General features: G+C 40.5%; 30 protein-coding genes. 13 read left to right on the forward strand and 17 right to left on the reverse strand.

The window, feature by feature from the left end; all coding sequences use genetic code 11:
- Positions 1-79: 79 nt before the first annotated feature.
- Together OFN91_RS03460 and OFN91_RS03465 are read right to left on the reverse strand one after the other, a co-directional pair.
- On the reverse strand, positions 80-574 hold the full coding sequence (locus OFN91_RS03460; RefSeq protein ID WP_270873293.1) for a DUF5384 family protein: 495 nt from the start codon (positions 572-574) through the stop codon (positions 80-82).
- A complete protein-coding gene (locus OFN91_RS03465; protein ID WP_270873294.1) occupies positions 574-1,083 on the reverse strand; it encodes a glycine zipper 2TM domain-containing protein in 510 nt (169 codons plus the stop codon). The genes OFN91_RS03460 and OFN91_RS03465 overlap by 1 nt, the downstream gene beginning before the upstream one ends.
- Before the next feature lie 188 nt (positions 1,084-1,271).
- Here OFN91_RS03465 and OFN91_RS03470 point away from each other — a divergent pair, with 188 nt between their 5' ends.
- Entirely contained in the window at positions 1,272-1,382 is a 111-nt protein-coding gene (locus OFN91_RS03470) for a lipoprotein (protein WP_270873295.1), read from the forward strand.
- Positions 1,383-1,468: 86 nt separating this feature from the next.
- Positions 1,469-2,062, forward strand: a complete 594-nt coding sequence (locus OFN91_RS03475; protein ID WP_270873296.1) for a hypothetical protein — start codon at positions 1,469-1,471, stop codon at positions 2,060-2,062.
- A gap of 68 nt (positions 2,063-2,130) precedes the next feature.
- Here the strand turns inward: OFN91_RS03475 and tkt are convergent, their stop codons facing one another.
- The 9 genes from tkt to OFN91_RS03520 form a co-directional block, all read right to left on the reverse strand.
- Positions 2,131-4,041 (reverse strand): transketolase, encoded by a 1,911-nt coding sequence (gene tkt / locus OFN91_RS03480; protein ID WP_270873297.1) that lies wholly within the window; start codon positions 4,039-4,041, stop codon positions 2,131-2,133.
- A gap of 2 nt (positions 4,042-4,043) precedes the next feature.
- Positions 4,044-4,895: a polyprenyl synthetase family protein gene (locus OFN91_RS03485; protein ID WP_270873298.1), complete on the reverse strand. Its 852-nt coding sequence runs from the start codon at positions 4,893-4,895 to the stop codon at positions 4,044-4,046.
- 8 nt (positions 4,896-4,903) lie between these two features.
- Positions 4,904-5,227, reverse strand: a complete 324-nt coding sequence (locus OFN91_RS03490) for a YbaB/EbfC family nucleoid-associated protein (RefSeq protein ID WP_270858475.1) — start codon at positions 5,225-5,227, stop codon at positions 4,904-4,906.
- A 3-nt stretch (positions 5,228-5,230) separates the two neighbouring features.
- Positions 5,231-5,578: an aspartate 1-decarboxylase gene (gene panD / locus OFN91_RS03495; protein ID WP_270865822.1), complete on the reverse strand. Its 348-nt coding sequence runs from the start codon at positions 5,576-5,578 to the stop codon at positions 5,231-5,233.
- Positions 5,575-6,864, reverse strand: coding sequence for a UDP-N-acetylmuramoyl-L-alanyl-D-glutamate--2,6-diaminopimelate ligase (locus OFN91_RS03500; RefSeq protein WP_270873299.1), 1,290 nt, complete (start codon positions 6,862-6,864; stop codon positions 5,575-5,577). The genes panD and OFN91_RS03500 overlap by 4 nt, the downstream gene beginning before the upstream one ends.
- Entirely contained in the window at positions 6,848-7,402 is a 555-nt protein-coding gene (locus tag OFN91_RS03505; RefSeq protein ID WP_270873300.1) for a histidine kinase, read from the reverse strand. Before OFN91_RS03505 ends, OFN91_RS03500 begins: the two co-directional genes overlap by 17 nt.
- Positions 7,392-7,658: a NifU family protein gene (locus OFN91_RS03510; protein ID WP_270865819.1), complete on the reverse strand. Its 267-nt coding sequence runs from the start codon at positions 7,656-7,658 to the stop codon at positions 7,392-7,394. Before OFN91_RS03510 ends, OFN91_RS03505 begins: the two co-directional genes overlap by 11 nt.
- Before the next feature lie 23 nt (positions 7,659-7,681).
- Positions 7,682-8,353, reverse strand: coding sequence for a SapC family protein (locus OFN91_RS03515; RefSeq protein WP_270873301.1), 672 nt, complete (start codon positions 8,351-8,353; stop codon positions 7,682-7,684).
- A gap of 191 nt (positions 8,354-8,544) precedes the next feature.
- A complete protein-coding gene (locus tag OFN91_RS03520) occupies positions 8,545-9,150 on the reverse strand; it encodes a lactate utilization protein (RefSeq protein ID WP_270862949.1) in 606 nt (201 codons plus the stop codon).
- A gap of 250 nt (positions 9,151-9,400) precedes the next feature.
- On the opposite strand from OFN91_RS03520, the gene rpmJ reads away from it, so the two are divergent.
- The 7 genes from rpmJ (at position 9,401) to OFN91_RS03555 (ending at position 14,291) form a co-directional block, all read left to right on the forward strand.
- Entirely contained in the window at positions 9,401-9,514 is a 114-nt protein-coding gene (rpmJ, locus tag OFN91_RS03525) for a 50S ribosomal protein L36 (RefSeq protein WP_270858514.1), read from the forward strand.
- Between the two features lie 3 nt (positions 9,515-9,517).
- Positions 9,518-9,886, forward strand: coding sequence for a 30S ribosomal protein S13 (gene rpsM, locus OFN91_RS03530; RefSeq protein ID WP_270858513.1), 369 nt, complete (start codon positions 9,518-9,520; stop codon positions 9,884-9,886).
- A 10-nt stretch (positions 9,887-9,896) separates the two neighbouring features.
- Entirely contained in the window at positions 9,897-10,289 is a 393-nt protein-coding gene (gene rpsK / locus OFN91_RS03535; protein ID WP_270858512.1) for a 30S ribosomal protein S11, read from the forward strand.
- An 18-nt stretch (positions 10,290-10,307) separates the two neighbouring features.
- Entirely contained in the window at positions 10,308-10,934 is a 627-nt protein-coding gene (gene rpsD, locus OFN91_RS03540) for a 30S ribosomal protein S4 (protein ID WP_270858511.1), read from the forward strand.
- 10 nt (positions 10,935-10,944) lie between these two features.
- Positions 10,945-11,964, forward strand: a complete 1,020-nt coding sequence (locus tag OFN91_RS03545; RefSeq protein ID WP_270858510.1) for a DNA-directed RNA polymerase subunit alpha — start codon at positions 10,945-10,947, stop codon at positions 11,962-11,964.
- Between the two features lie 9 nt (positions 11,965-11,973).
- Entirely contained in the window at positions 11,974-12,330 is a 357-nt protein-coding gene (gene rplQ / locus OFN91_RS03550; protein WP_270858509.1) for a 50S ribosomal protein L17, read from the forward strand.
- Between the two features lie 155 nt (positions 12,331-12,485).
- A complete protein-coding gene (locus OFN91_RS03555) occupies positions 12,486-14,291 on the forward strand; it encodes a Na/Pi cotransporter family protein (RefSeq protein ID WP_270873302.1) in 1,806 nt (601 codons plus the stop codon).
- Between the two features lie 75 nt (positions 14,292-14,366).
- On the opposite strand, the gene OFN91_RS03560 is transcribed toward OFN91_RS03555, so the two are convergent.
- The 6 genes from OFN91_RS03560 to recA are packed head-to-tail and all read right to left on the reverse strand — an operon-like array spanning position 14,367 to position 19,188.
- Positions 14,367-14,984 (reverse strand): hypothetical protein, encoded by a 618-nt coding sequence (locus tag OFN91_RS03560; RefSeq protein ID WP_270873303.1) that lies wholly within the window; start codon positions 14,982-14,984, stop codon positions 14,367-14,369.
- A 10-nt stretch (positions 14,985-14,994) separates the two neighbouring features.
- Complete coding sequence (locus OFN91_RS03565; RefSeq protein ID WP_270864760.1) at positions 14,995-15,627, reverse strand: NAD(P)H-dependent oxidoreductase; 633 nt, start codon at positions 15,625-15,627, stop codon at positions 14,995-14,997.
- Between the two features lie 9 nt (positions 15,628-15,636).
- Entirely contained in the window at positions 15,637-16,371 is a 735-nt protein-coding gene (locus OFN91_RS03570; protein WP_270873304.1) for a hypothetical protein, read from the reverse strand.
- Positions 16,368-16,901: an FtsB family cell division protein gene (locus OFN91_RS03575; protein ID WP_270873305.1), complete on the reverse strand. Its 534-nt coding sequence runs from the start codon at positions 16,899-16,901 to the stop codon at positions 16,368-16,370. Before OFN91_RS03575 ends, OFN91_RS03570 begins: the two co-directional genes overlap by 4 nt.
- Positions 16,901-18,151: a phosphopyruvate hydratase gene (eno, locus tag OFN91_RS03580; RefSeq protein ID WP_270873306.1), complete on the reverse strand. Its 1,251-nt coding sequence runs from the start codon at positions 18,149-18,151 to the stop codon at positions 16,901-16,903. Before eno ends, OFN91_RS03575 begins: the two co-directional genes overlap by 1 nt.
- Positions 18,151-19,188 (reverse strand): recombinase RecA, encoded by a 1,038-nt coding sequence (gene recA / locus OFN91_RS03585; protein ID WP_270858502.1) that lies wholly within the window; start codon positions 19,186-19,188, stop codon positions 18,151-18,153. The genes eno and recA overlap by 1 nt, the downstream gene beginning before the upstream one ends.
- A 124-nt stretch (positions 19,189-19,312) precedes the next feature.
- Here recA and OFN91_RS03590 point away from each other — a divergent pair, with 124 nt between their 5' ends.
- From OFN91_RS03590 to OFN91_RS03605, 4 genes are all read left to right on the forward strand, one after another.
- Positions 19,313-20,176, forward strand: a complete 864-nt coding sequence (locus OFN91_RS03590) for a menaquinone biosynthesis family protein (RefSeq protein ID WP_270864756.1) — start codon at positions 19,313-19,315, stop codon at positions 20,174-20,176.
- A gap of 254 nt (positions 20,177-20,430) precedes the next feature.
- Positions 20,431-21,507: a hypothetical protein gene (locus tag OFN91_RS03595; RefSeq protein WP_270873307.1), complete on the forward strand. Its 1,077-nt coding sequence runs from the start codon at positions 20,431-20,433 to the stop codon at positions 21,505-21,507.
- On the forward strand, positions 21,508-22,284 hold the full coding sequence (locus OFN91_RS03600) for a UDP-N-acetylmuramate dehydrogenase (protein ID WP_270873308.1): 777 nt from the start codon (positions 21,508-21,510) through the stop codon (positions 22,282-22,284). It abuts the gene before it with no gap.
- 83 nt (positions 22,285-22,367) lie between these two features.
- A complete protein-coding gene (locus tag OFN91_RS03605) occupies positions 22,368-23,354 on the forward strand; it encodes a cation diffusion facilitator family transporter (RefSeq protein WP_270873309.1) in 987 nt (328 codons plus the stop codon).
- The last annotated feature ends 185 nt before the right edge of the window (positions 23,355-23,539 follow it).

Here is a 23,539-nt window from a genome sequence, read left to right on the forward strand (position 1 = left end):
ATGTTTGGAATTTTAAATTTGATTTTAATGAAGTTTAAAGAAAATTAGCACCAAAAATGGTGCTAATTGTAAAATTTTGTTATTTTTTCTCTTCGTGTTTAATCGCAGCGTCGCCTGACTTGCTTAGATAGTCATACTGACCTTTTGCCATATTTCTAGTGGCTTCACTCTCAGCTCTAATGCTATCTGTATGAGCGTCAAGGTTATTTAGCTCAGCCTTGGCAAAATCCTCGGCCTTAGCAGCACGCGCTTTGCGCATTGCTCTTTTTTCTTCAAGTTCTACACGCATATTCTCGATTTCGATTTCGCGTTTGAGATCCTCATATTCTTGGTCGCGCTTTTTATCTTTCATATAATCTTGATACATACGCTCCTCTTTGGCCTCTTTTTTCGCCTCTTTTGCTCTAATGGCTTCAAGTCTAGCTTTTTCTTTCGCAGCAGCTCTTGCTTGCGCTTTTGCAGCTGCGGCTCTTTCTTGTCTTTGACCCTCCATTTCGGCTTGGCGCAACGCCTCCAAATCAGCCCACGCACCAGTGCAAAGCAAAGCTGCGAAAAGTAAAGTAAATTTTTTCATTATTTTTCCTTTGGACAAACAGCGTTTGGTTGAATTCTAGTCTCTTTTGTGCGAGTTGAAATCAACAGAGCAGTTCCTTCCTTAAACTGACACATACGACCAGCTTGTGTTGAAGTTTTTAGTTTTGTGCCTTGTTTGTAAGCAATCGTAACACCCTCGACGACAACTTTATCTTTTACCATTGAACCAGCAGCATATCCACCAGCTGCGCCCACGGTGCCACCAGCTACCGTGCCACCTGTTTCATGGCGTCTGCCACCCATTTTGTTACCCAAAATCGCACCACCAACTGCGCCTAAAAGTGTGCCGATGCCTTGCGCTGTGCGTTTTGCTTCTGTATTATCCACAGCGACTTTTGCCGGCATAATTGATAGAATTTGCACGGTTTTAGCGTCTTGTTGAGTGTTTAGGTCATTTACATCATAAACATCAGAACCAAGCGTATTTGTATCAACGCAACCTGTCAATGCAAGCATAGCAACTATGCTCAAACTAATAATTTTTTTCATAAAAAATTCCTTTGAAAATAAATGAAGTTCCGTGATTATACCCCCACCCAACTTAAATTTAATTGATTTTTTTTAGTTAATATTAATATTTTGTTTAAATTTATTTACCTTAAATTTTCGAAATTTAATCACGCCAAATTTAACCCTAAATCGTTATAATTCTTGCAAAATTTAAAAAAAGGAAATTTATGAGAAAATTTCTAGTTTTGGCTGGTCTTTTGGTGCTTTTAGCGGGGTGCGGAGAGGAGAAAAAAAGAGGAAAACAGCGCTTAGCTAACACGAAAAAAATGATTCCATAGAGCTAGAAATTTCGCGCGAATTTGATAAAATCGCCGCCGCAAACTCCGCAACACCGACAAAACCTATAAATTCTACCACGCTAGCCATGCCTGATACGCCAGCTGTTTTTGATGCGAGCAAAGATGGCTTAAATGAAATTGCAAGCACGCCAAAGACGCTAGAAGCGCCAAATTTCACGCAAGAAAAAAGCGCGCCGAGTGTTTCTAATGAGCCAAATACAAAAAATCTCGCGCCAAGTGAGCCTGAGATGGCAGAGGCGCCAGCCACTTCCACGCAAACGATAATTTTATCGGCTCCAAATCAAAATAAAAGCGAACAAGAAAACGCCGATAAATGCCAAAACGCCGAAACTATCGCGCTAATCAAGGCTAGCAAAAAAGATTTGCCATACAAAAACGGCGTTGTGATTTATAGCGACATAACCTGCCAAGACAACCTTTTGACGCACTACTATGAATTCGACCTTCCGCCAGAGGCAATGGAAAAAATCAGCCAAATCGAGGACAAATTGCGCTCGAATTTGGTTTTAAAAAGTGGCGAGCTTTTGGAGCTTTACTGCAAGGCTGAGGAGCTAGCCGAATACAGAGATAACGAAATCGCCATGGAGTGGCGCTACACCCTGCCCGGGATTGATGCTAACCTAGCTTCTATCGTAATTTCACCGAGCGATTGCAAGTAAAATTTAGTGAAATTTAATAAAATTTAAAAGGAATTTAGCCAAATTTTGGAATTTGGCTAAATTTTGGATTATCTATTTAGAAGTTTTTTCGCTTCGTTTGCGACATTTAGATCGCTAAAACCGAAAAGTTTGAATAGCTCGCCAGCTGGTGCGCTCTCGCCAAAGCTCTTCATACCTAAAATTTCATCGGCGAATTTATACCATTCTAGCGCACTTGCGGCCTCGACGGCTAGGACTTTGCCTTTGAAAATTCTAGCCCTGTATTCTTCACTTTGTTCGCACAAAAGCTCGAAACAAGGCGCACTGACGACATTTGCTCTGATATTTTCGCTTTGTAAAAGCGCGGCGGCTTTTAGGCAGATTCCTACTTCGCTACCACTAGCTACTAGCGTAATATCGGCGTTTTCGCACTCTTTGATCAAATACGCGCCGTTTTTTGCCTCGCCAAATACAGCCTTTGGCAAAGCTTCCAAGCCTTGGCGTGAGCAAACAAAGGCAGCAGGGGCGTTTGTGGCCAGTGCTGCGCGCCAGCATTCTACATTTTCGTTGCCATCAGCTGGACGGAAGGTGTAGAAATTCGGCATTGCGCGGAAGGTTGAGAGTTGCTCGATCGGCTCGTGAGTCGGGCCGTCCTCGCCCACACCGATACTATCGTGAGTGAAAACGAAATAGTGCCTTAGACTCATAAGCGCCGCCATTCTAGCGCTGTTTTTGAGATAGTCGCTAAAAATAAAAAATGTCGCAGAAAATGGGATAAATAGTCCATATCTAGCGATTGCGTTGTTTATCGCAGCCATTGAGTGTTCGCGGATCCCGAAGTGGAAATTTTTGCCATACGGGAAGTCGCCAAAGCCCTTTAATTCGGTCTTATTAGAGGCCGCAAGGTCTGCGCTTCCGCCTATGAAGCTAGGAAGCGCGGCCGCAATTGCGTTTAAAATTTTGCCATTGCTATCGCGCGTGGCGACCTTTTGACCGCTAAAATCAGGGAATTGTATAGCGTCAAAATTTGGATTTTGAAGCGAGTTTAATAAATTTTTCTTCTCTGCGCTTAAATTTGCGATTTTTTCGTTCCATAGTTTCTCAGCCAAATCGCCCTTTTCTACGGCTGCGCGAGTGGCGAAAAGCACATCTTCACTCACGCTAAAACTCTCATCAGAGTTAAAGCCCAGTGCCTCTTTGGCTCTTTTTATGAGATCCTCACCCAAAGGTGCGCCGTGAGTTTTGTGGCTACCTTCTAGCTCTAATGCACCCTTGCCGATAGCGGTATTTGCGATGATTAGGTATGGTTTTGTTTTGTTTTTGGCCTCATCTAGGGCAAATTCGATTTGGTCGAAATTGTGTCCGTCTATGCGAGCCACCTCAAAGCCTTGTGCTTCGAAGCGAACCTTGATATCCTCGTCCCATGCAATCGAAGTTGAGCCATCAATCGTGATTTTGTTGCTATCATAGATAATGACGAGATTATCTAGGCTATGGCAACCTGCCAGCGCGCATGCTTCGTAGCTGATACCTTCCTCTAAATCGCCGTCCCCGCAAAGGCAGTAAATTTTATGATCGATTACCTTTGTGTTTTCGTCATTTAGCAAATTTGCAGCGTATTTTGCCGCCATTGCAAAACCCACAGCGTTTGCCACGCCTTGACCTAGCGGACCTGTGGCGATTTCTACGCCTGGGGTTGTGATTTCTGGGTGGCCTGGGGTTTTGGAGTGAAGCTGACGGAAATTTTTCAAATCTTCCAGCGCGATATCATAGCCACTCAGATAGAGATAGCTATACACCAAAGCACTTGCATGACCGCCGGAAAACACTAGGCGATCGCGGTTTAGCCAGTTTGGGTTTTTTGGATTATGCACTAGCTTTTCCATAAGCACGCTCATCACATCGCTTAGCCCCATAGGAGTGCCCGGGTGGCCAGAATTTGCCTTTTGGATCATATCCGCACTCAAAAATTTAATGGTGTTTGAAATTTTACTTCTCATTTTTATCCTTTCAGATATTTGTTTATCAAATTTGATACTAAATTTTGTAAATTTTCACTCTCATCGCTCATGCTTTCTTCGATTTGCGAAATGAGTGAGTTTTTATACTCTTTGGCGCGTTCGACGCCGAGTAAATTTGTAAAAGAATTTTTATCTGTGTCGTGCATAGTAGGCTTTCCTGCGATTTGGGAGCTTTGCGTAGCGTCGATGATGTCATCTTGTATCTGAAAAGCTAGTCCCAAATTTAGCCCGACGCCATAAAATTTCCTCGCCTTTTCATCGCCCAAACCCGCAATAACAGCGCCTAGTTCAAACGAAGCGGCTATTAGGGCGCCTGTTTTGTGAAGGTGCAAAAATTTTAAATCTGATATTTCTAGGTGTTTTTTCTCAAAATAACAATCAATCGCTTGACCCAAAACCATGCCCGCTGAACCGGCATTTTTGGCTAAAATTTCAACGCATTTTACCTTAATTTCTGCGCTTAAATTTGACTTAGAAATCACCAAAAAAGCGTCAGTATTTAACGCGTCGCCCACGAGTATCGCTGTAACCTCATCGTATTTTTTGTGTATGGTTTGATGAGCGCGCCTAAAATCAGCATTGTCCATAGCGGGTAAATCATCGTGGATTAGCGAGTATGTATGCACCATTTCTAGGGCTTTTGCGACAGGCAGGGCGTCTGCAAATTTTTCTTTATTTATAGCAGCGACCACGCCAAGAAGCAGTTGAGCGCGAAAATGCTTCCCACCAGCACCCAACATATAATTTAACGCCTCTTCGAAATATGGGTGAAAGCTAGGTGCGTGAAGCGGATTTTCGTGCAAATACTCTTTAAATTCCTTTAAAATTTCCATTTTTATTCCTAATTCGCGCCAAATCCGCCTAGTCCGCCAAGACCACCTAGCATGGCAGTTGCGGCGTTTTTCTTTTCGTTTTCTATGAGTTTTACGGCGTCATTTATCGCTGAGATTAGCAAAATTTGCAAGCTGTCTTTATCCTCCAAAAGGCTATCGTCGATCTCCACATCCAAAACCTCGCCAGCGCCGTTGATTTTGATAGCGACCATACCAGCGCCGACTTTGACGCTAAATTCTTTTTTGGCGTTTTCTTCTTGGATCTGCTTTGCCTTTTCTTGCATTTGCTCGATCATTTCGCCCATTTTGCTAAAATCCATTCCCTCAAACATCTCTTACTCCACAATCTCATTTTTTTCATTTACATGCACGATTTTTGGCCTGAATTTTTTCGCCTCGTCTGGCTTCATTTGTGCATAACTTACGATAATGATGACATCGCCTACGCAGACTTTGCGCGCAGCCGCGCCATTTAGGCAAATCTCGCCCTTTTTCTCGCCCTCGATGATATATGTGCTAAATCTCTCGCCATTGTTGATATTTAAAATTTCAACCTTTTGAAACTCTATCATGCCACTGGCTTTTAAAAGCTCTTTATCAATCGTAATCGAGCCGACATAATTTAGATTTGCGTCCGTTACACGGGCTCTGTGAATTTTGCTTTGAAGCATTGTTATTTTCATTTTTGCTCCTTTAAAATCTCTAAAACGACATCTTTATCGCTAAATGGATATTTTACACCCTTTATCTCTTGGTATGTTTCATCACCCTTGCCCAAAATCACGACCACTTCGCCATTTTGCGCCAAATTTATCGCCTTTTTAATCGCCTCTTTGCGATCTACGATTTTTGTGATTTTTTCTTTATCTCGCATACCCTCTTCGATTTGGGCGATGATTTTTTCGGGGTCTTCGCTTCGTGGATTATCACTAGTGATGATTGCAATTTTAGCGAAATGCTCCACCATAGCCCCCATTAATGGGCGTTTTAGAGGATCTCTGTCGCCACCTGCGCCAAAAACCACGATTAGTTCGTTATCTTTGAGCGCATTTAGCACCTTTTCGATCCCATCTGGCGTGTGTGCGAAATCCACGATGACAAGGGGATTTTTGGCTACTACTTGCACCCTGCCCTCAACCCCTGCGAAATTCGACAAAGCCCTTGCGATATCTTTTTCGTTTTTATTAGTTAGCATTTTAACTGCGCCAAAGGCTGCTAGGGCGTTGTAAAGGTTAAATTCGCCGATTAATTCACTAGAAATTTCAAACTCGCCATTTGGAGTTTTTATCATAGCGTCGATTGCGCCTTTTACGCTGTAAGCTAACACACTAAAAGTAGCTGGATTTTTCACGCCATAAGTTAGGGCGTTTTTTAGGTTAAATTCGATATGGCCGTCGTCTTTGTTGATAAGCTTTGCGCTCTCATCGGCGAAAAACGAGCTTTTTACCGCGGCGTATTCGCTCATAGTTTTATGATAATCCAAATGGTCTTGGCTTAAATTTGTAAAAATTTTAAGCGCGAAATTTAGCCCTTCAATGCGGTTTTGCGCGATTGCGTGAGAGCTAACCTCCATGACGAAAAATTCGCATTTTTGCTTAGTTGCTTCTAGCAAATAACTCATCGTTTTAAAAACAGAGCTTGTCGTAAGCCCCTTTTCATCGATTCTTTTATCATTTATGAAAGCCCCCCTGGTGCCACACAGCCCCACAGAATACCCCAAATCCAAAAGCATAGAATAAATCAGTGCAGCGGTCGTAGTCTTGCCGTTAGTTCCGGTAATACCTACGATTTTGATACTCTCATCAATCCCTAAAAGCGCCTTTGCTTCGCCAATAGAAATAATTTGTGCGCCGTTTTGCTCGGCTTGTGCGCTAAATTTGGCATTTGCGCTAGTTTGCACAAAATAGCACCCGCTCTCGCACTCGCCCGAATTATCGGTGATAAAACTATTTTTAATCCCTATTTTCATTTTTTATCTTTTTTATAATCTCATCTAGGCGCAAATCCCCAGCGAAATGCTCCGAACTCGCCTCGATATAATTAATGCAAATTTCATCAAATCCATTTGCAAGCAAATTTTGCAAAAACTCGATCATCTCGTCTTTGTTCTCAACCGCGATTTTTGACGAGAAAATCACGCTCTCAAAGACATTTTTAAAGCTTCCGCTCTCCTTTACAACACGCATGAAATCTTTGTATAAAATCGCGTCTATCCCCTCAGCCTCATCTGAAAATTTCTTTGAAATTTCAGCATTTTTCTTAACAATTTTTTCGTTAATTGAGTTTAAAATTCGAAACAAAACGCTAGGTTTTGGCTTAGGTTTTAGGGTATAAAATTCATACAGCATCAAGGCCTCTTCTGGCTCGCTAAGCCCCAAATCGCAAAGCTCGATTAAAAACAAAAGCTCATCGCTTGGTTTTTGCTCTTGCGCTAAGGCAAAAAATGTTTTAGCAAACTCAAATTTGCCAGATTTTAGGGCGTTTAGCCCTTTTGATTTATAGCTCAAAATTCTCGCCTTGTGGGATATTTACGACGCTAAGTTCTGGGTGGATATCCATACGAAGCTGTCTTTCTACGCCAAATTTCAGCGTCTGTCCGCTAGCAGCGCAACCATGACAATGTCCTGTGAGCGTAACATACACAACGCCGTTTTTAATGCCACGAAGCTCCATATCACCGCCGTCGTTTTGTAGCATTGGGCGGATAGTATCGAGGCTAGCCTTAACAGGGCCTAAAAGCTCTTCATCGCTAAATGGTATCATTAAATTTCCTTTGAATTTGCTCTTTAATTGCTTTTTGGCGCGTCTTTTGCCATGATTTTATCGCCTAGGGTTTGTAGATTGCTTAGGCTTTTTAGGTGGAAAAATGCTAGCTCCAAATAGCCTTTGCGCGCAAATTCGGCTAGTTTTTTATCATCTAGGCTCAAAAGTTTATCGCGGTTTAGTATCAAAAAGCCGTTTAATAGCGTAATCGTCTCGCCGTCTTTTTGGATATTTAGCTCTTTTGCCTCCAAAACACCAGCCTCTTTTAGCTCTTTTGCAGCCTCGCTAGTAATGGCGTTTAGCTCCCAATAGTTTTTCATTACGCTTTTCAAATTTTCCAAAAACTGCGTTGGTTTGCCCTCTTCAAACAGCGCCTCGCCCTCGCCTTTGATTTGTTTGGCGTCCTCATCGAAGCAAATCACCATGCGATCTTCGATTTTGGCTAGGAAAAATGGGTAGTTTTGGATAGCTGATGGCACCATGCCTTTGTAGCTTTTGTCGATTAAAAGGTTTTTTGAACGGCCTAGAAGTGCTACCATTTTTGGCTCAGGTTCGTTTGTAAAAACGATGACTAGTTTATCAGAACACGCTGGAACCTCAGGCGCGATTACAGGCACAAACGGCTCGTTTGGAATCGCGTCTGCGTGGTATTTTAGATCTGCATGTTTTACGCTATCGAGTATAACTGGTCTCATGATTTGTCCTTAAATAAAAAATATCCCGCGATTATACTAAATTTAGGATTAGAATAAAATTTATTATGGCGCGAAATTTGCGAATTTAGCGTTTAAATTTTTAATTCATTACAAATTTAAATTTAAACGCTTTGAATTTATTATTGTAGGGATTTGGTCTAGGTGATTTCAGGCAAAACAGCGAAATTTGCTTAAAATCCTAAATTTTCGTTGATCAAAATCACTTCGTATTCACAGCCATACGGCGGATAGTAAAATATGCTAAACCCCCTACACATGCGCTCTTTGCTCTTGCAATCGTAGCATTTATCCCCGTTTGCCACACATGGGGTTTTTGATTTAAAGCGATTTGTATTTTTCACGGCGGCTATGTTTCTAGCCCTGCTCATCGCGCTATCAAAATCTGGCGCGATTTTGTTTTTACCCACGATGAAATAGACCTTTTTGTGCCCGTAGCAAATCGCTGCTATGCGGTTACCGGTGCCGTCGATGTTGATGATTTCGCCGTCTTCTGAAATGCCATTGACAGACGAGATATAAACATCGGTCGTAAGGGCTTTTTTGCGCGTTTCATCGACGCTGAGATTTTTGTCAAGTAGCCAGTGCCAGTAGGTTTCGTTGTGCTCTCTAAGACTCTCATATAGCCCCATTTCCTTGACACTCATCGAACCGCCAAAGCCCACGCTGACATCGTGGATATAGATATTTAGATACTCCACAGCCTTTTCTTTGCTCTCAAAAGCGCTGACCTTGTAGCCTAATTTTTCCAAATTTTTGGTTATTTTGTCGAAATTCATACCTGCCCCCTGAAATAAAATTTGGTTATTTTATCAAAATTTGCAAAAATTTAATTTAAATTTTGTGTGTTAAATAAGTAAATTTAAAGCTAAATTTGGATAAATTTGCCATTTTTTGCAACTAACTGCGTGAAGAAGTGTTTTCAAAATCACCGCTATTTTGAAAACAGTTGGTTTGATACTTTCGCCTGAAATTCGTTAAACCTAAGTGCAAGTTGCATTAAGCGGAATAAAATTTTAGGAGTGTAGGATGAAAGTTCGTCCTTCTGTTAAGAAGATGTGCGACAAATGTAAAGTCGTCAAACGCAAAGGTGTTGTCCATGTAATTTGTGACAATCCAAAACATAAACAAAGACAAGGATAAGTTATGGCTCGTATCGCAGGTGTTGATTTACCAAAGAAAAAAAGAATTGAGTATGGCCTAACTTATATCTATGGTATAGGTCTTTTTACTTCAAGAAAAATTCTTGATGCCACTGGCATTTCTTACGACAAAAGAGTTGCTGATCTAAGCGAAGATGAGGCTGCTACAATCCGCAAAGAGATCCAAGAAAACTATATGGTTGAGGGTGATCTTAGAAAAGAAGTTGCGATGAATATCAAAGCTTTGATGGATTTGGGTGGTTATAGAGGTTTAAGACACAGAAAAGGTCTTCCTGTTCGCGGCCAAAAAACAAAGACAAATGCTAGAACCCGCAAGGGCAAACGCAAAACTGTCGGCGCGGCAACTAAATAAGGATTAAGAAATGGCAAAAAGAAAAGTTGTTAAGAAAAAAACCGTTAGAAAAAATATAGCAAAAGGTATCGTTTATATCTCTGCTACATTTAATAACACAATGATTACAGTTACAGACGAAATGGGAAATGCTATCGCATGGAGCAGTGCTGGCGGACTAGGATTTAAAGGCAGCAAAAAATCAACTCCATACGCAGCTCAACAAGCAGTAGAAGATGCGCTTGGCAAAGCAAAAGAGCATGGCATTAAAGAAGTTGGTATCAAAGTTCAAGGTCCAGGTAGCGGTAGAGAAACTGCTGTAAAGAGCGTGGGTGCTATTGAGGGTATTAAAGTTACATATTTCAAAGACATTACTCCTTTGGCTCACAATGGTTGCAGACCACCAAAACGCCGCCGCGTATAATAAATTTAGGAGAATATAATGGCTAGATATACAGGACCAGTTGAAAAATTAGAAAGAAGACTAGGCGTTGATTTATTTATGAAAGGCGAAAGAAGACTAGCTGGAAAAAGCGCTCTTCTAAAAAGACCTTATGCGCCAGGCCAACACGGACAAAGACGCGCTAAACTTAGCGAATACGGCTCACAATTAAGAGAAAAACAAAAAGCTAAATTTATGTATGGCGTTAGCGAGAAACAATTCCGCAAACTATTCGCAGAAGCTGCTCGTCGCGATGGAAACACAGGTGCGATTTTAATCCAACTATTAGAGCAAAGACTTGATAATGTTGTTTATAGAATGGGTTTTGCTACAACTCGCCGTTTTGCAAGACAACTTGTAACTCACGGACATATTTTAGTCGATGGAAAAAGACTAGATATCCCATCATACAATGTAAAAGCTGGACAAAAAATCGAAGTTATCGAAAAAAGCAAAAACAATCCTCAAATTTCAAGAGCGGTTGATTTGACAGCTCAAACAGGTATCGTTGCTTGGGTCGATGTAGAGAAAGAGAAAAGATACGGAATTTTCTCACGCGTTCCAGAAAGAGATGAAATAGTTATTCCTGTCGAGGAAAGATTTATCGTAGAGCTTTACTCTAAATAGTAGGTGAAACATGAGAAAAATTACAACATCAGCTCATATGCCAACTGAATTAAAGGTTGAAAATGTCAGCGAAAATGTTGCTAAAATCGTAGCATATCCTTTTGAGACAGGATACGGCGTCACTCTGGCTCACCCTTTAAGAAGATTGCTATATACTAGCACCGTCGGATTCGCTCCGACTGCTGTCAAAATCGAGGGTGTAACCCACGAATTTGACAGTATGAGAGGTATGCTCGAAGATGTTGCTGCATTTATCATAAATTTGAAAAGCCTAAGATTTAAAATCAAAGGCGATTCAAAAAGAGAGGTTGTAGAATACAGCTTCAAAGGACCAAAAGAGATTTGCGGAAGCGATCTTGCCAACGATTTGGTCGATGTAGTAAATCCTAGCGCATATTTGGCTACTATTAACGAAGATGCCGATTTGAAATTTACTCTAATCGTAGAAAAGGGCATTGGTTATGTTCCAAGCGAAGAGATAAGAGACACTCTTGATAGCGATTATATCGCGCTTGACGCTTTCTTTACGCCTGTTACAAAAGCAGTGTATGATATCGAAAATATCCTAGTCGAGGATAACCCAGACTTCGAAAGAGTAGTATTTACGATCACAACTGACGGACAAGTAAGCGCAATCGACGCATTTAAAAATGCGTTAGAGGCTATGTATCAACAACTAAGCGTTTTCAAAGGCATAGTAAATATCAATATTTCTGATACTTTGGGAAAACAAATCCCTACAAATTCAGAATTTGCTAAATTATTTGAAAGCATTAATAGTTTGAATTTAAGTGCAAGAAGCTTTAACTGCTTAGAAAAAGCCGATATTAAATTTGTCGGTGAAATCGCTATTATGAGCGAATCAGAGCTAAAAGACCTTAAAAATTTAGGTAAAAAATCTCTTGAAGAGATTAAAGGCATTATGGAAGAAATCGGTTATCCATTGAGTAATGATAAACCAGAATTTTTAAGCAAAAAAGATAGCCTTAAACAAAAGCTTGAAGAGCTTAAAGCACAATCAAAAAATTAAGGATAATAAATGAGACACAATCACGGATATAGAAAGCTAGGTCGCACTTCGTCTCATCGTGCTGCACTGCTAAAAAATTTAACTATCGCACTAGTAAATAGCGGCAAAATCGAGACAACGCTTCCTAAGGCAAAAGAGCTTAGAAGTTATGCTGAAAAACTAATCACAAGAGCTAGAAAAGGCGATAGCGAAGCTCATAGATTTGTTTTCGCTGCATTACAAGACAAAGGCGCAACAAACAAACTAGTTACCGAAATCGCTCCAAAATACGAGGGCGTAAATGGCGGCTATACTCGTATCATCAAAACTCGCGTTCGCCGTGGCGACGCAGCCGAGATGGCATATATCGAGCTAATTAGCAAATAATCAAAATTCGGGAGAAATCCCGAATTTTAAATTTTAAAATTCTTCAAAGTTCCCTTTAAATTTCAACCTTTAAATTTAGATTTTAATCCCAAATTTACGCAAAATATTGTAATATTTCGACTTTTAAAAGCCTCAAAAATAAAAAAAGGAAAAAGTTGCAAATCCAAAATGATTTTTTAAAAAAACTAATTGATTTAAGGCACAAAATCGCCTTTGGCCTTATCCTTATCATCGCCTGTGCGCTAATGGCGTATTCAAAGAGCTTTATGACAATCGCCTTTGGAATTTGCATTTTTATCTTTGCGATAAATTTGCTAAATCAAGCCCTAAGCGGTCTAAGCATAATCGAAAATTTCTTACACAGCGTAACTTCTAGCAAATTTAAAAGCTTCCTTTTTGGGTTTATTACGACCTTTATCATGCAATCAAGTGGCCTAGTTAGCGTGCTTGCGATATCGTTTTTAAGCGCAGGGCTAATCGGGCTTAGCGCTGGGCTAGCTATCATTTGCGGGGCAAATTTGGGCACAGTTTCTGGCGGCTGGCTCTTTGCACTGGGGCTAAAAACCCAAATCGCATACTACGCAATGCCCCTGATAATCCTAGGCTCACTCTTTTTATTCACCAAAAATCAAAATTCCAAAAGTTTTGGCTATTTTTTATTTAGTTTAGGGCTTTTGTTTTTAGGAATCCACTATATGAAAGGCGGATTTGAGGAAATCAAAGACACGGTCGATCTAGCAAAATACGCTATGAGCGGGTTTGGCGGGCTTTTGATTTACACATTTGTAGGTATTGTCATTACGATACTGACCCAGAGTTCGCACGCCACACTCGCCCTTGTCATCGCAGCTCTTGGCGCGTCGCAGATAAGCTACGAAAACGCAATCGCAATCGCCATTGGCTCAAATATCGGAAGCACAATCGTGGCAGTCATCGGCTCACTTTCGGCGAATTTCGACGGAAAAAAGCTAATGCTTGGCCATGTGATTTTCAATGTCGCCACGGCTGTTTTGGTGATCGCACTGATAAAATACTTTGTGCTTGCCACAGACTGGGTGAGTGCGTATGTGGGGATAAAAAGCGATGATTACGCGCTCAAACTCGCTGTTTTTCACACGATTTTTAATGCTTTTGGGTGCATGATTTTTTATCCGCTGATTTCAAAACTTGAAATTTTACTAAACAAAATCATCACCGGCAAGGTCAAACGCGCCAAAATCATCAAGGCAAAATTTCTCGATGAAAACGCGCAAAAGGTGCCAAATACGGCATTTATCCTGCTTATCAAAGAAATGGGCAGGTTGTATTCTAACACCGTCTCAATCGTGGCAAAATCAATCAGCATTAGCAAAAATGACCTTAGCTCGGAGCTTGGCTCGGCTGAGATTATCGCCAAACGCTCGAAGCCAAAGGAGATAAATTTCGACGAGCTTTACGAAAACCGCTTCAAAGAGCTTTATTCGCAAATCACAGACTACCTCATCGGCGCTAGCGCAAACGCCAAAGACAGCGATTTGACGCGCTTTATGAATATCCGCAGAGCTAGCCTGCTTCTAGCCGAAACGCTAAAAGATGTCAAACTAATCCAGCCAAATATCTTTAAATTTATGAGCTCATCGAACGAGCATATCCGCGCCGAATACGACAAACTGCGCGCAAAAATCGTAAAAATGCTTCGAATTATGGAGAGTTTGCGCGATTTCGAAATTGATAGCAAAGAGGGTATGAAGGAGCTTAGGGCGCTTTTTGAAGAATACCGCAAAAGCGCGCTTGCACCCGATAAACTTCTAGCTGGGAAGCTGATTTCGAATAAAATGGCGACCTCGCTGATGAACGATATGGAAATCGTCAATGAAATCACTTCAAGATTGCTAAAAATCGTGGAAATTACATTTAATTACGGCAAAGAAAACGATGATTTTGAAATTATCCGCGATAATCTGCGCCCAAAAGAGGCGTGAAATTTCGCTTTTATGTCAAATTTAAGTAGTAAATTCGCGCCAAATTTAGCCCCTTTTGGCAAAGGGGCATTTGGATTAATCCGCCAAATTTATCGTATCGATAATCTCTCTGGCATGGATTGCGTAGTCGTTGGCAAGGGCTTTTTGGAAAATTTCGGCTAGTTGCTCATACGAGCCATCGCCTCCGCCGAAAAACTCGCTGTCGCCGAAATTTCGCTCGTTTGTAGAGATTGTTTTATTATAAATCGGCTTGCCGTTTTTTAGAATTTTAAGCTTCAAATCGTAGCTGATAAATGGCTTTGCCGTCACATCGAAGCCGTCTGCGCTATAAAAGCCAAATTTAAAATCGCTGATTTGCGGGACGACTAAAAGCGCGCTAGGGCTTATGAGTTTTTCATCATTTACGAGATTTGCGCGGAGCAAATACGAGCCGATAAATCGCTTTGTCTCGCCTCCGACAAACTCGCCAAGGCTAAGGGTTAGATCCTTTTTTTTGCCAAGGCTAGTTGAAGAGATGAAAGTTTGCTCGCTCATAATATCAGCCGGGATATAAATTTGGGCTTCCTGCATTGCGTTTGCGACTAGGATATTTTCATCATACGGGGCGACATCTGCGCCGTTTTTGAACTCGGCCTTGTGCGCGCAACCAGCAAAAAGTGCGCAAACAAGGGTAAAAGAAAAAAGCTTTTTCACGAAATTCCCTTTATTTTATCACTTTTACGACATCGTCAAATGCACGGCGTAGTTTTTTAGGCTGTGGATTTACGCGGTATCCAAACGGAAGCACGAGTGCCACGCGGCGGTCGTTTGGCTCGTATCCTAGCACCCTTGTTAGTTCAAGCCTATCATCTATCCCCTCGATTGCGCAGCTATCGATCCCACGGCTTGCGGCCTCGTTCATCATGGTCATCGCTGCGAACATACACTGAGCGTGCGACCAGCCAAATAGCAATTCATCGTCGTTTTTGAAATTTGCATTTAAAAATTCATCGTAGAATTTCACCCTCGCCTCGCGCTCTTCTGCGCTTTTGTCCTCACGACGAGAAATCATTTTGGCGATATATTCGCTACCGTTTTTGAGCTCAGAAATTTTCGCCATGATTACGACAAGGCGCGCTGAGGTGGTGATTTGAGGCTGTTTCCAGCAAAGATTGCAAATTTTTTGCTTCATTTCATCATTTTGTATAACCAAAAAATCCCATTGTTCAAGCCCAGTCGAGCTTGGAGCTAAAATTCCAGCTTCTAGGATTGCTCTGAAATCCTCGTCTGATATTTTTTTGTTTTCGTCAAAAATTTTGCATGCGTGGCGAAAATTTAAAATTTCTGTATGTGTCATACTCTCTCCTTATTTTAGTTTGATTATGTAGCCATTGGCGAAATTCTCAAAGCTAGCGTTTGATTCGCCACTGATTTCGAGGCTGTAAAAGCCCTCATCTCTGGTGATATTAATGTCATAAAACCCGCCCACATTTACCATAAATCCGGCCTGACTAAGCTTCATTTCGTCTCTAAAAAGCTCGATTTTTGCAAATTTGCTTTTGTTTGTGTCGAGGGATTTAAGCTCATCTTTTGTGATGATTTCGAGACTATGATTTTTGATAACGAACTGCAATTTATCGTCAAATTTGATCGTTTCTAACGGCAAATCAAGGCGTGGCGTAAAGTATGGCTTAGGCATAGAAATACCGCCGTTTTGCTCCAAATTTGGGTCATTTGAAGTAACAGAAACATCTAAAATTTTAGAAAGCGCAGGTTTAGCTCGCGCACTTAGCATAAAATCATCTCGCCAATCCACAGAGCGATTTATGTCGATGATTTTTTCCTGTGTTGCGCCATTTTCGTCGCTATAACGCACTATGATTTGCTCGATTACCTTGGCGTTTGAGGGGAGCGAAAACAGCTGCGAGGTGAAGTCATCTGGCGGGATTATGGGCTTTATGACTTGAAATTTAGGCGCACTTAAATTTTGCTCTGCGCTTGAATTTTTGTCTTTGTTTGTGGAATTGGCGTCTAAATTCGCGCTAGAATTTGTATCAGCCAGCAGTAAAACTGCGCATAAAAAGGGTAGTAAAATTTTCATTTAACCAAATCCGGATCTAGCAATCTGCGCTCCAAATATGTCTTTTGAAGCTCGGCATTTTCGCTTTTTAGCCTCTCGATATCCGAAAACAAAAACGCCTTTTGCTTTTGCAAATCGCGCAAAACCTCCAACGAACGCTTGCCAAAAAGCACATCGTATAAGAAAAATCCAGCATAAGCGATAGCCACTAACCCACAAAGCGCAATGGCGATCTTTTTAAATGGCGATTCGATTTTTCTGAAATTTCTAGGTTTGCTAAATTTTGGCGAATTTTGCGAATTTTGCGAATTTTGTTTTGGCGCAGTATTCGCTGTGCGAGCAGAATTTGCGCCCAAATTTGGCTTTTGCGCCGAATTTGCGCTAAATTCTTGCTCGTAGAAATTCCTGGCTAAATTTTCACTTTTGCCCTCTTGCTCATCGTAAAATTTAGCCCCGATTTGGCTTAAAATTTCGCTATCATCGCCAAATTGTGCGCGCTGGGCGTAAGAGCCAAGCTCGCGCGCACCACTACCCTTTTTTTTAAAAAGCATTATAGTTTGTTGCCTAAAAATTCGTCGCTTTCGCACTCGATTTCAAGCAAGCGGTTGTATTTTGCGTTGCGCTCGCTTCTTGAAGTAGCGCCTGTTTTGATTTCGCCTGTATTTAGCGCGACCGCAAAATCAGCGATAAACGCATCTTCGCTCTCGCCGCTTCTGTGGCTCATAATGCAACGATAGCCGTTGCGTTGTGCTAGGCGCACAGTTTGCATGGTTTGGCTAACAGAGCCAATTTGATTTGGTTTAATCAAAATCGCGTTTGCCACGCCTTTTTTGATACCTTCTAGCAAAATTTTCTCATTTGTTACAAACAAATCATCGCCCACGAGTTGCACTTTTTTGCCAAGTTTTTCGGTTAGCTTTTTCCAGCCGTCCCAGTCATCTTCGCTTAGACCATCTTCGATTGAGAAAATTGGATATTTTTCGCACAAATTCGCGTAGTATTCGATTAACTCTTCGCTTGTGAATTCTCTGCCTTCTAATTTGTATTTTCCGTCCTCGTAAAGCTCGCTAGAAGCGACATCTAGGGCGATTTTGATCTGCTCTCCTGGTTTGTATCCAGCCTTTTCAATCGCGCTCATAATGATTTTAATCGGCTCTTCGTTGTCTTTTAAATTTGGCGCGAAACCGCCTTCATCGCCCACAGCTGTGCTATGACCTGCATCATTTAGGATTTTCTTTAAAGTTTGATAAATCTCGGCTGCTGCGCGCAAAGCGTCGCTGAAATTATCGAAACCAAACGGCATAATCATAAATTCTTGAAAATCCACGCTATTGTTTGCGTGCGCACCGCCGTTTATAATATTAAACATAGGCACAGGCAAAATACTAGCGTTAGCCCCACCCAAATAGCGATATAATGGGATATTTAGGCTTTTTGCAGCCGCTCTTGCAACCGCCATAGAGACGCCCAAAACAGCATTTGCGCCTAAATTTGAGTAATTCTCAGTGCCGTCAAGCTCTAACATAGTATCATCGATAAATTTTTGATTATACGCATCAGCTCCCACGATTGCCTCAGCGATTGCTTCATTTACATTAGCGACCGCTTTTAGCACGCCTTTTCCGCCAAATCTCGCGTCTTTATCGCGTAACTCCAAAGCCTCTCTTTTACCTGTGCTTGCCCCACTTGGCACTACTGCGCTTGCGACCGTGCCGTCGCTTAGCTCGACTGTGGCTTTGACTGTCGGATTACCTCTGCTATCTAAAACCTCGATTGCATACACATTTTCTACGAATACCATTATTCTTCTCCTTTATCATCATCGCTGGAATCGCTTAAATTTACGCCTTCGCTTCCCATTTGTTCTTTTATTTTGCCTAGAATTTCATCAGCCACGCTCGGGTTATTTTCTAGGTAAATTTTAGCATTTTCTCTGCCTTGACCAAGCTTCGTATCGCCATAGCTAAACCACGCGCCACTTTTATCGACAATGTCGAGTTTGACGCCATAATCAATTAACTCGCCGACTTTGGAAACACCCTTGCCAAACATAATGTCAAACTCAGCCACCTTAAACGGCGGAGCGACCTTGTTTTTGACCACTTTTACCTTCGCGCGGTTGCCGATTGGTTCCTCGTTTTGTTTGAGTGTGGCGATTTTGCGGATATCGATACGCACTGATGAGTAAAATTTCAGCGCATTTCCGCCTGTGGTGGTCTCTGGCGAGCCGTATCCTGTCATACCGATTTTCATACGAATTTGGTTAATGAAAATCACCGTTGTTCCCATTTTATGCACGACGCCTGTGAGTTTGCGAAGAGCTTGGCTCATAAGGCGGGCTTGAAGTCCTACATGCTGATCGCCCATATCGCCGTCGATTTCGCTCTTTGGCGTAAGTGCTGCGACGCTATCTACAATTATCAAATCAATTGCGCCACTTTTGGCTAGGGTTTCGACGATATCAAGGGCCTGCTCGCCAAAGTCTGGTTGGCTTACATATAGATTGTCTGTATCTACGCCCAAATTTGCGGCATATTTGACATCTAGCGCGTGCTCAGCATCGACAAAAGCGCAAATTCCGCCAGCCTTTTGGCACTCGGCGATGATATGAAGTGTCAAAGTAGTTTTACCAGAGCTTTCTGGTCCGTAAATTTCGATAATTCTGCCCTTTGGCACGCCACCGATTCCAAGGGCGATATCAAGGCCGACTGAGCCTGTGGATATCGCGTCGATCGCCTCGACTTGCTTATCGCCAAGGCGAACCAAAGTGCCTTTGCCAAACGCTTTGTCAATCGATTTTAGCGCGGCGTCAAGGGTTTTTTTCTTTCCTTCGTCCATACTATTCCTTAAAAAAAATTTACCGCTGATTTTAGCAAAATAACTTTAATAATAGGTTGTGTTATATGGCGAAATTTAACCCTTTTTTGTTATGATTGCACAAAATCAAATTTAAGGTAAGATTATGAAAAACATTAGCGTTGCTCACTCGCCCGATGCGGACGATATTTTTATGTATATGGCGATAAAATTTGGCTGGGTAGGTTCTTCGTGGCTGAGATTTTCTAACCACGCGGACGATATTCAAACGCTAAATTTGGCAAGTCTTGCTGGGACTTATGATGTTTGCGCGATCTCTTTTGCATTGTATCCAAAAATTTACGCTGATTATGCTTTGCTTCGCACAGCTGTGAGCTTTGGCGAAGGCTATGGTCCAAAACTGATAAAGAAAAAAGGCGTGAAGCTAAAACCGAATTTCAAAGTCGCCCTAAGTGGCGAACACACGACAAATGCGATGATTTTTCGCATTGCCTACCCAAACGCTAGAATTGTGTATAAAAATTTCTTGGAAATCGAAAATGCCGTGCTTAGTGGCGAAGTCGATGCAGGAGTGCTGATACACGAGAGCATTTTAGATTTTTCTAGCGATTTGTGCGTAGAGCGCGAAATTTGGGACATTTGGAGCGAGTTAAATGGCGAAAATTTACCGCTTCCACTTGGCGGTATGGCGCTTCGCCGCTCACTGCCACTCACAGACGCGATAGAGTGCGAAAGGGTGCTGACTGATGCCGTGCGGGTCGCTCACGCAAATAAATCTTTGCTATCAAAAATGCTAATTGAGCGAAATTTGGTGCGGGTTGATGATAAAAAATTAGAAAAGTATCTAGGGCTGTATGCAAATGAAAATTCGATTTCAATGAACGAAACGCAATTAAAAGCGGTGCAAAAGCTTTTTGATTTGGGCTTTTCGCATGGCTTTTATAGCGAACAAATTTGCGTAAGGGATATGCTGATACCAAGCGAGTATAAGGAAATTAGGAATTTGTAGAATTTTAAAATTTCGCAAAAATACTGCCCTGAAATTTTAAATTCGTGGCAATGACAAATCGAGTGTAAATTTTGCCTAATTTGTCATTGCGAGCGAGTGTAACGAGCGAAGCAATCCAGCCACGCCGTCAGGCGTTTTTTTTGAGTTGTAATTTTTTAATATATCATAAAAAATAATTTAATTTATAATTTAAGAATTTATATTTTTTTAATATAATAATAAAGTTATTTATACAAAAATTCATAAGGAATTTAATGAAAAAAATTATCTTAATTTTAATGTTTTTTTTGACAAATTTCATTTTTGCGCATAGATTAGACGAAATGATGTCAAATCATCTACAATCAATAGATTATACAAGTTGCAAAAGTTCTTCTCAATGTGTTTGGAATATTTTTGTTAATTGCGAAAAAGAAGAGTGTGAAAAAAGAAAGCAAGAATTACAAAATTTTTATGATGAAATTTTAGAAGAAGATATTTTAAATTTGGATATTGATGATGAAGATAAAGTTTTTTTAGAACTTGAAAAATCTTTTGTAACAAAGGATTTTTCAAATCTAAAATCAATGCTCGATAAAAATCCAAATTTAATAAATCAAGATTTGTTTTTTACTACAACAGAAGTGCCAGTGGCTCAAATGTGGGCTACACAATCTTTTGATAAAGAGCATTTTTATAATGTTTTAAATTTGCTTTTAAGTTATAAGCCAGATTTAAATAGTGGAATAAAAAATGAAAAACACACATTGTTTGGTTCTTTAATCGTATATCCATTTGAAAATAAAGATAGAATTAAAATTTCAGATATGCTTTTAAAAAACGGTCTTAATATAAATAAACAAAGTGTATATCTAGGAAAAAAACATAAATATCCAGAAAGCAATGTGCTAAGTATAGCTTTAATGTCTGATAATTTCGAAATGTTTTCATATTATTTAAAAAACGGAGCAATTGATGATGTAGTGCTATTTTTTATTTTTTCACATCCTATGTATAAATATAGTGATGAATTGAGTTTATATTGGAAGAATGGAATTGACGAAAACTATGAAAAACTTATAAATTCATTGGAATTTAAACAAGCACAAAATAATGGAATAAAATATTTGCAAGAATATCTAAAATATAGAAAATTAAATGAAGAAATAGAAAAAACTTTAATTTCTTCGGTTAAATATGTCGCCTTTACAAATAATCTAAACGCCTTAAAAATTTTGATTGATAATGGAATTTTGGAAAACGAAAAAGCTAGAAATATATTTGTCAATTTTGCAAAAAATTACGATAGAAATGAAATATTAGATTTGATAAATAATAAAACAAGGCATTAAATGGAAAAAAAATATCAAAAAATCGACTTTGCGAAGTATTCGTCTGTGAAAATCGGGGGAGTAATAGAGATTGAAATCTTAGACGAAAACAGCGAATTTAACGGCTTTGTCGTGGGCGGGGCAAATAATCTTTTAATCTCGCCAAATCCGCCGAAATTAGGAATTTTAAGCAATAAATTTGATTTTATCACGCTTGATGGCGACATTTTAAAAATCGGCGCAAAAACAAAAAGCGGTAAAATTTACAACTTTGCAAAACGGCAAAATCTAGCAAATTTCGAGTTTTTAAAAAATATCCCCGGCACTTTGGGCGGTCTAATAACGATGAACGCTGGACTTATGGGTTTTGAAATTAGCCAAAATTTACTAAGCGTTCGCACAAACAAGGGCGAATATGGCAAAGACGAGTTAAATTTCGCCTATCGCCACAGCGAAATTAACGGCATTATTTTGGAAGCCAAATTTAAAGTTTCGCGCGGTTTTGATGCACCCCTTAGTGAAGCAATCGCGCAAAAAAGGGCAAATCAGCCAAAGGGTGCAAGTTTTGGAAGCTGTTTTAAAAACCCAAATGGAGATAGTGCAGGTAGGCTCATCGAGGCTGTGGGTTTAAAGGGCTTTCGTGTCGGCGGGTGCGGATTTAGCGAGATCCACGCAAATTTTCTTATCAACTACGGCGACGCGACATATTTTGAGGCAATCACGCTCATAAATTTAGCCAAAATGCGCGTAAAAGCCGAATTTGGCGTGGATTTACACGAAGAAGTGGTGATTTTGTAACGCGTGGTTTGCGTGCGTTTGCGATAAATAAATTTTAAGCGAATTTGCGATATAGGCTAGCCAAATTAATCACGGAGTTTTTCATGACTTGCAAGCACGATTTTTATAGCCATAAACCTATTATCCCAAGCCAAGCGTCGCACTCGCACAGCCACTCTCATGGCAACTCGCACAACCACGAGCATTTTCGCGACCACGCTCACTCGCACCACGATCACAGCCACGCAGTGGGGGCGAACACAAACAAAAAAATGCTTAAAATTTGTATCGCAATTACGATTTTTGCGATGATTTTTCAATTCGTTTATTCTATCATTACAAATTCTCTCGCGCTTTTAAGCGATACTTTGCACATGTTTAGCCACGCGTTTGCCTTGACTTTAAGCTATTTTGCGGTGAAAATTTCGGAATTTAGCGGTGGGAGCGAGCGGACATTTGGATTTTTTAGAGCTGAGATTTTAGTCGCTTTTGTAAATTCTATTATGAGTTTTGGGTTCGCCCTTTTTATCGTGTATGAGGCTGTGTGCAAACTGATAAACCCTGAAAGCATAGACGCAAAAACCCTTTTGGTGGCTGCTTTTATCGGACTTGTAGCAAATGCGATAAGCGGGCTTTTGCTAATCAAAGCCGATATGCAAAACATAAATATAAAATCCAGTTTCATACACATGATGAGCGATTTGCTAAGCTCGGTTGGCGTTATTTTGGGTGCTGTGATTGTGTATTTTACGGGTGCGTTTTGGGTGGATTGCGTTTTGGCTATGATGATTGCCTTTGTGATTGGAAAATGGTCATATTCTTTGGCGAAAGATAGCGTAAATGTGCTTTTAGAGACTTCGCCGATACCTATACAAAGCATAAAAAATGAAATTTTATCGCATGAGTTTGTGCTGGATACGCACGATATTCACCTCAGCGAAATTACGCATAATTTTTATGTTTTGACGGCTCATATCGTAATCCAGCGTGAAAATTTAGATAAATTTTCGCAAATCATCGGTGAATTATCGCAAAATTTAAGGCAAAATTTGCGTATCGCACACTGCACTTTTCAGCCAGAGTGGAGTTGAAATTTGTATTAAATTCGCGCGAAATTTAACATTGAACGATTTCTTAAATTTTAGGCAAAATTTTGAAATTTTGCAAAAACACTAACCTTGAATTTTAAATTCGTAGATTGCTTCGTCGCTATCGCTTCTCGCAATGACAGATTGGGCATAAAATTTTAAATTTATGCCCAATGAATTTTACTGAT

The organism is Campylobacter sp. JMF_08 NE1 (genome assembly GCF_027737875.1).
Lineage (GTDB): Bacteria > Campylobacterota > Campylobacteria > Campylobacterales > Campylobacteraceae > Campylobacter_B.

What these genes read in the sequence shown, in the direction of transcription:
- panD (WP_270865822.1), bottom strand. Translation starts at nt 5,578, where the DNA reads ATGAAAATAACAATGCTTCAAAGCAAAATTCACAGAGCCCGTGTAACG.
- OFN91_RS03500 (WP_270873299.1), bottom strand. Translation starts at nt 6,864, where the DNA reads ATGAAAATAGGGATTAAAAATAGTTTTATCACCGATAATTCGGGCGAG.
- OFN91_RS03590 (WP_270864756.1), top strand. Translation starts at nt 19,313, where the DNA reads ATGAAAAACATTAGCGTTGCTCACTCGCCCGATGCGGACGATATTTTT.
- OFN91_RS03605 (WP_270873309.1), top strand. Translation starts at nt 22,368, where the DNA reads ATGACTTGCAAGCACGATTTTTATAGCCATAAACCTATTATCCCAAGC.
- OFN91_RS03570 (WP_270873304.1), bottom strand. Translation starts at nt 16,371, where the DNA reads ATGAAAATTTTACTACCCTTTTTATGCGCAGTTTTACTGCTGGCTGAT.
- OFN91_RS03545 (WP_270858510.1), top strand. Translation starts at nt 10,945, where the DNA reads ATGAGAAAAATTACAACATCAGCTCATATGCCAACTGAATTAAAGGTT.
- rpsM (WP_270858513.1), top strand. Translation starts at nt 9,518, where the DNA reads ATGGCTCGTATCGCAGGTGTTGATTTACCAAAGAAAAAAAGAATTGAG.
- OFN91_RS03460 (WP_270873293.1), bottom strand. Translation starts at nt 574, where the DNA reads ATGAAAAAATTTACTTTACTTTTCGCAGCTTTGCTTTGCACTGGTGCG.
- OFN91_RS03600 (WP_270873308.1), top strand. Translation starts at nt 21,508, where the DNA reads ATGGAAAAAAAATATCAAAAAATCGACTTTGCGAAGTATTCGTCTGTG.
- rpsD (WP_270858511.1), top strand. Translation starts at nt 10,308, where the DNA reads ATGGCTAGATATACAGGACCAGTTGAAAAATTAGAAAGAAGACTAGGC.
- OFN91_RS03485 (WP_270873298.1), bottom strand. Translation starts at nt 4,895, where the DNA reads ATGGAAATTTTAAAGGAATTTAAAGAGTATTTGCACGAAAATCCGCTT.
- eno (WP_270873306.1), bottom strand. Translation starts at nt 18,151, where the DNA reads ATGGTATTCGTAGAAAATGTGTATGCAATCGAGGTTTTAGATAGCAGA.
- OFN91_RS03575 (WP_270873305.1), bottom strand. Translation starts at nt 16,901, where the DNA reads ATGCTTTTTAAAAAAAAGGGTAGTGGTGCGCGCGAGCTTGGCTCTTAC.
- OFN91_RS03475 (WP_270873296.1), top strand. Translation starts at nt 1,469, where the DNA reads ATGCCTGATACGCCAGCTGTTTTTGATGCGAGCAAAGATGGCTTAAAT.
- OFN91_RS03465 (WP_270873294.1), bottom strand. Translation starts at nt 1,083, where the DNA reads ATGAAAAAAATTATTAGTTTGAGCATAGTTGCTATGCTTGCATTGACA.
- tkt (WP_270873297.1), bottom strand. Translation starts at nt 4,041, where the DNA reads ATGAGAAGTAAAATTTCAAACACCATTAAATTTTTGAGTGCGGATATG.
- OFN91_RS03510 (WP_270865819.1), bottom strand. Translation starts at nt 7,658, where the DNA reads ATGATACCATTTAGCGATGAAGAGCTTTTAGGCCCTGTTAAGGCTAGC.
- recA (WP_270858502.1), bottom strand. Translation starts at nt 19,188, where the DNA reads ATGGACGAAGGAAAGAAAAAAACCCTTGACGCCGCGCTAAAATCGATT.
- rplQ (WP_270858509.1), top strand. Translation starts at nt 11,974, where the DNA reads ATGAGACACAATCACGGATATAGAAAGCTAGGTCGCACTTCGTCTCAT.
- OFN91_RS03565 (WP_270864760.1), bottom strand. Translation starts at nt 15,627, where the DNA reads ATGACACATACAGAAATTTTAAATTTTCGCCACGCATGCAAAATTTTT.
- OFN91_RS03470 (WP_270873295.1), top strand. Translation starts at nt 1,272, where the DNA reads ATGAGAAAATTTCTAGTTTTGGCTGGTCTTTTGGTGCTTTTAGCGGGG.
- OFN91_RS03520 (WP_270862949.1), bottom strand. Translation starts at nt 9,150, where the DNA reads ATGAATTTCGACAAAATAACCAAAAATTTGGAAAAATTAGGCTACAAG.
- OFN91_RS03595 (WP_270873307.1), top strand. Translation starts at nt 20,431, where the DNA reads ATGAAAAAAATTATCTTAATTTTAATGTTTTTTTTGACAAATTTCATT.
- rpmJ (WP_270858514.1), top strand. Translation starts at nt 9,401, where the DNA reads ATGAAAGTTCGTCCTTCTGTTAAGAAGATGTGCGACAAATGTAAAGTC.
- rpsK (WP_270858512.1), top strand. Translation starts at nt 9,897, where the DNA reads ATGGCAAAAAGAAAAGTTGTTAAGAAAAAAACCGTTAGAAAAAATATA.
- OFN91_RS03515 (WP_270873301.1), bottom strand. Translation starts at nt 8,353, where the DNA reads ATGAGACCAGTTATACTCGATAGCGTAAAACATGCAGATCTAAAATAC.
- OFN91_RS03490 (WP_270858475.1), bottom strand. Translation starts at nt 5,227, where the DNA reads ATGTTTGAGGGAATGGATTTTAGCAAAATGGGCGAAATGATCGAGCAA.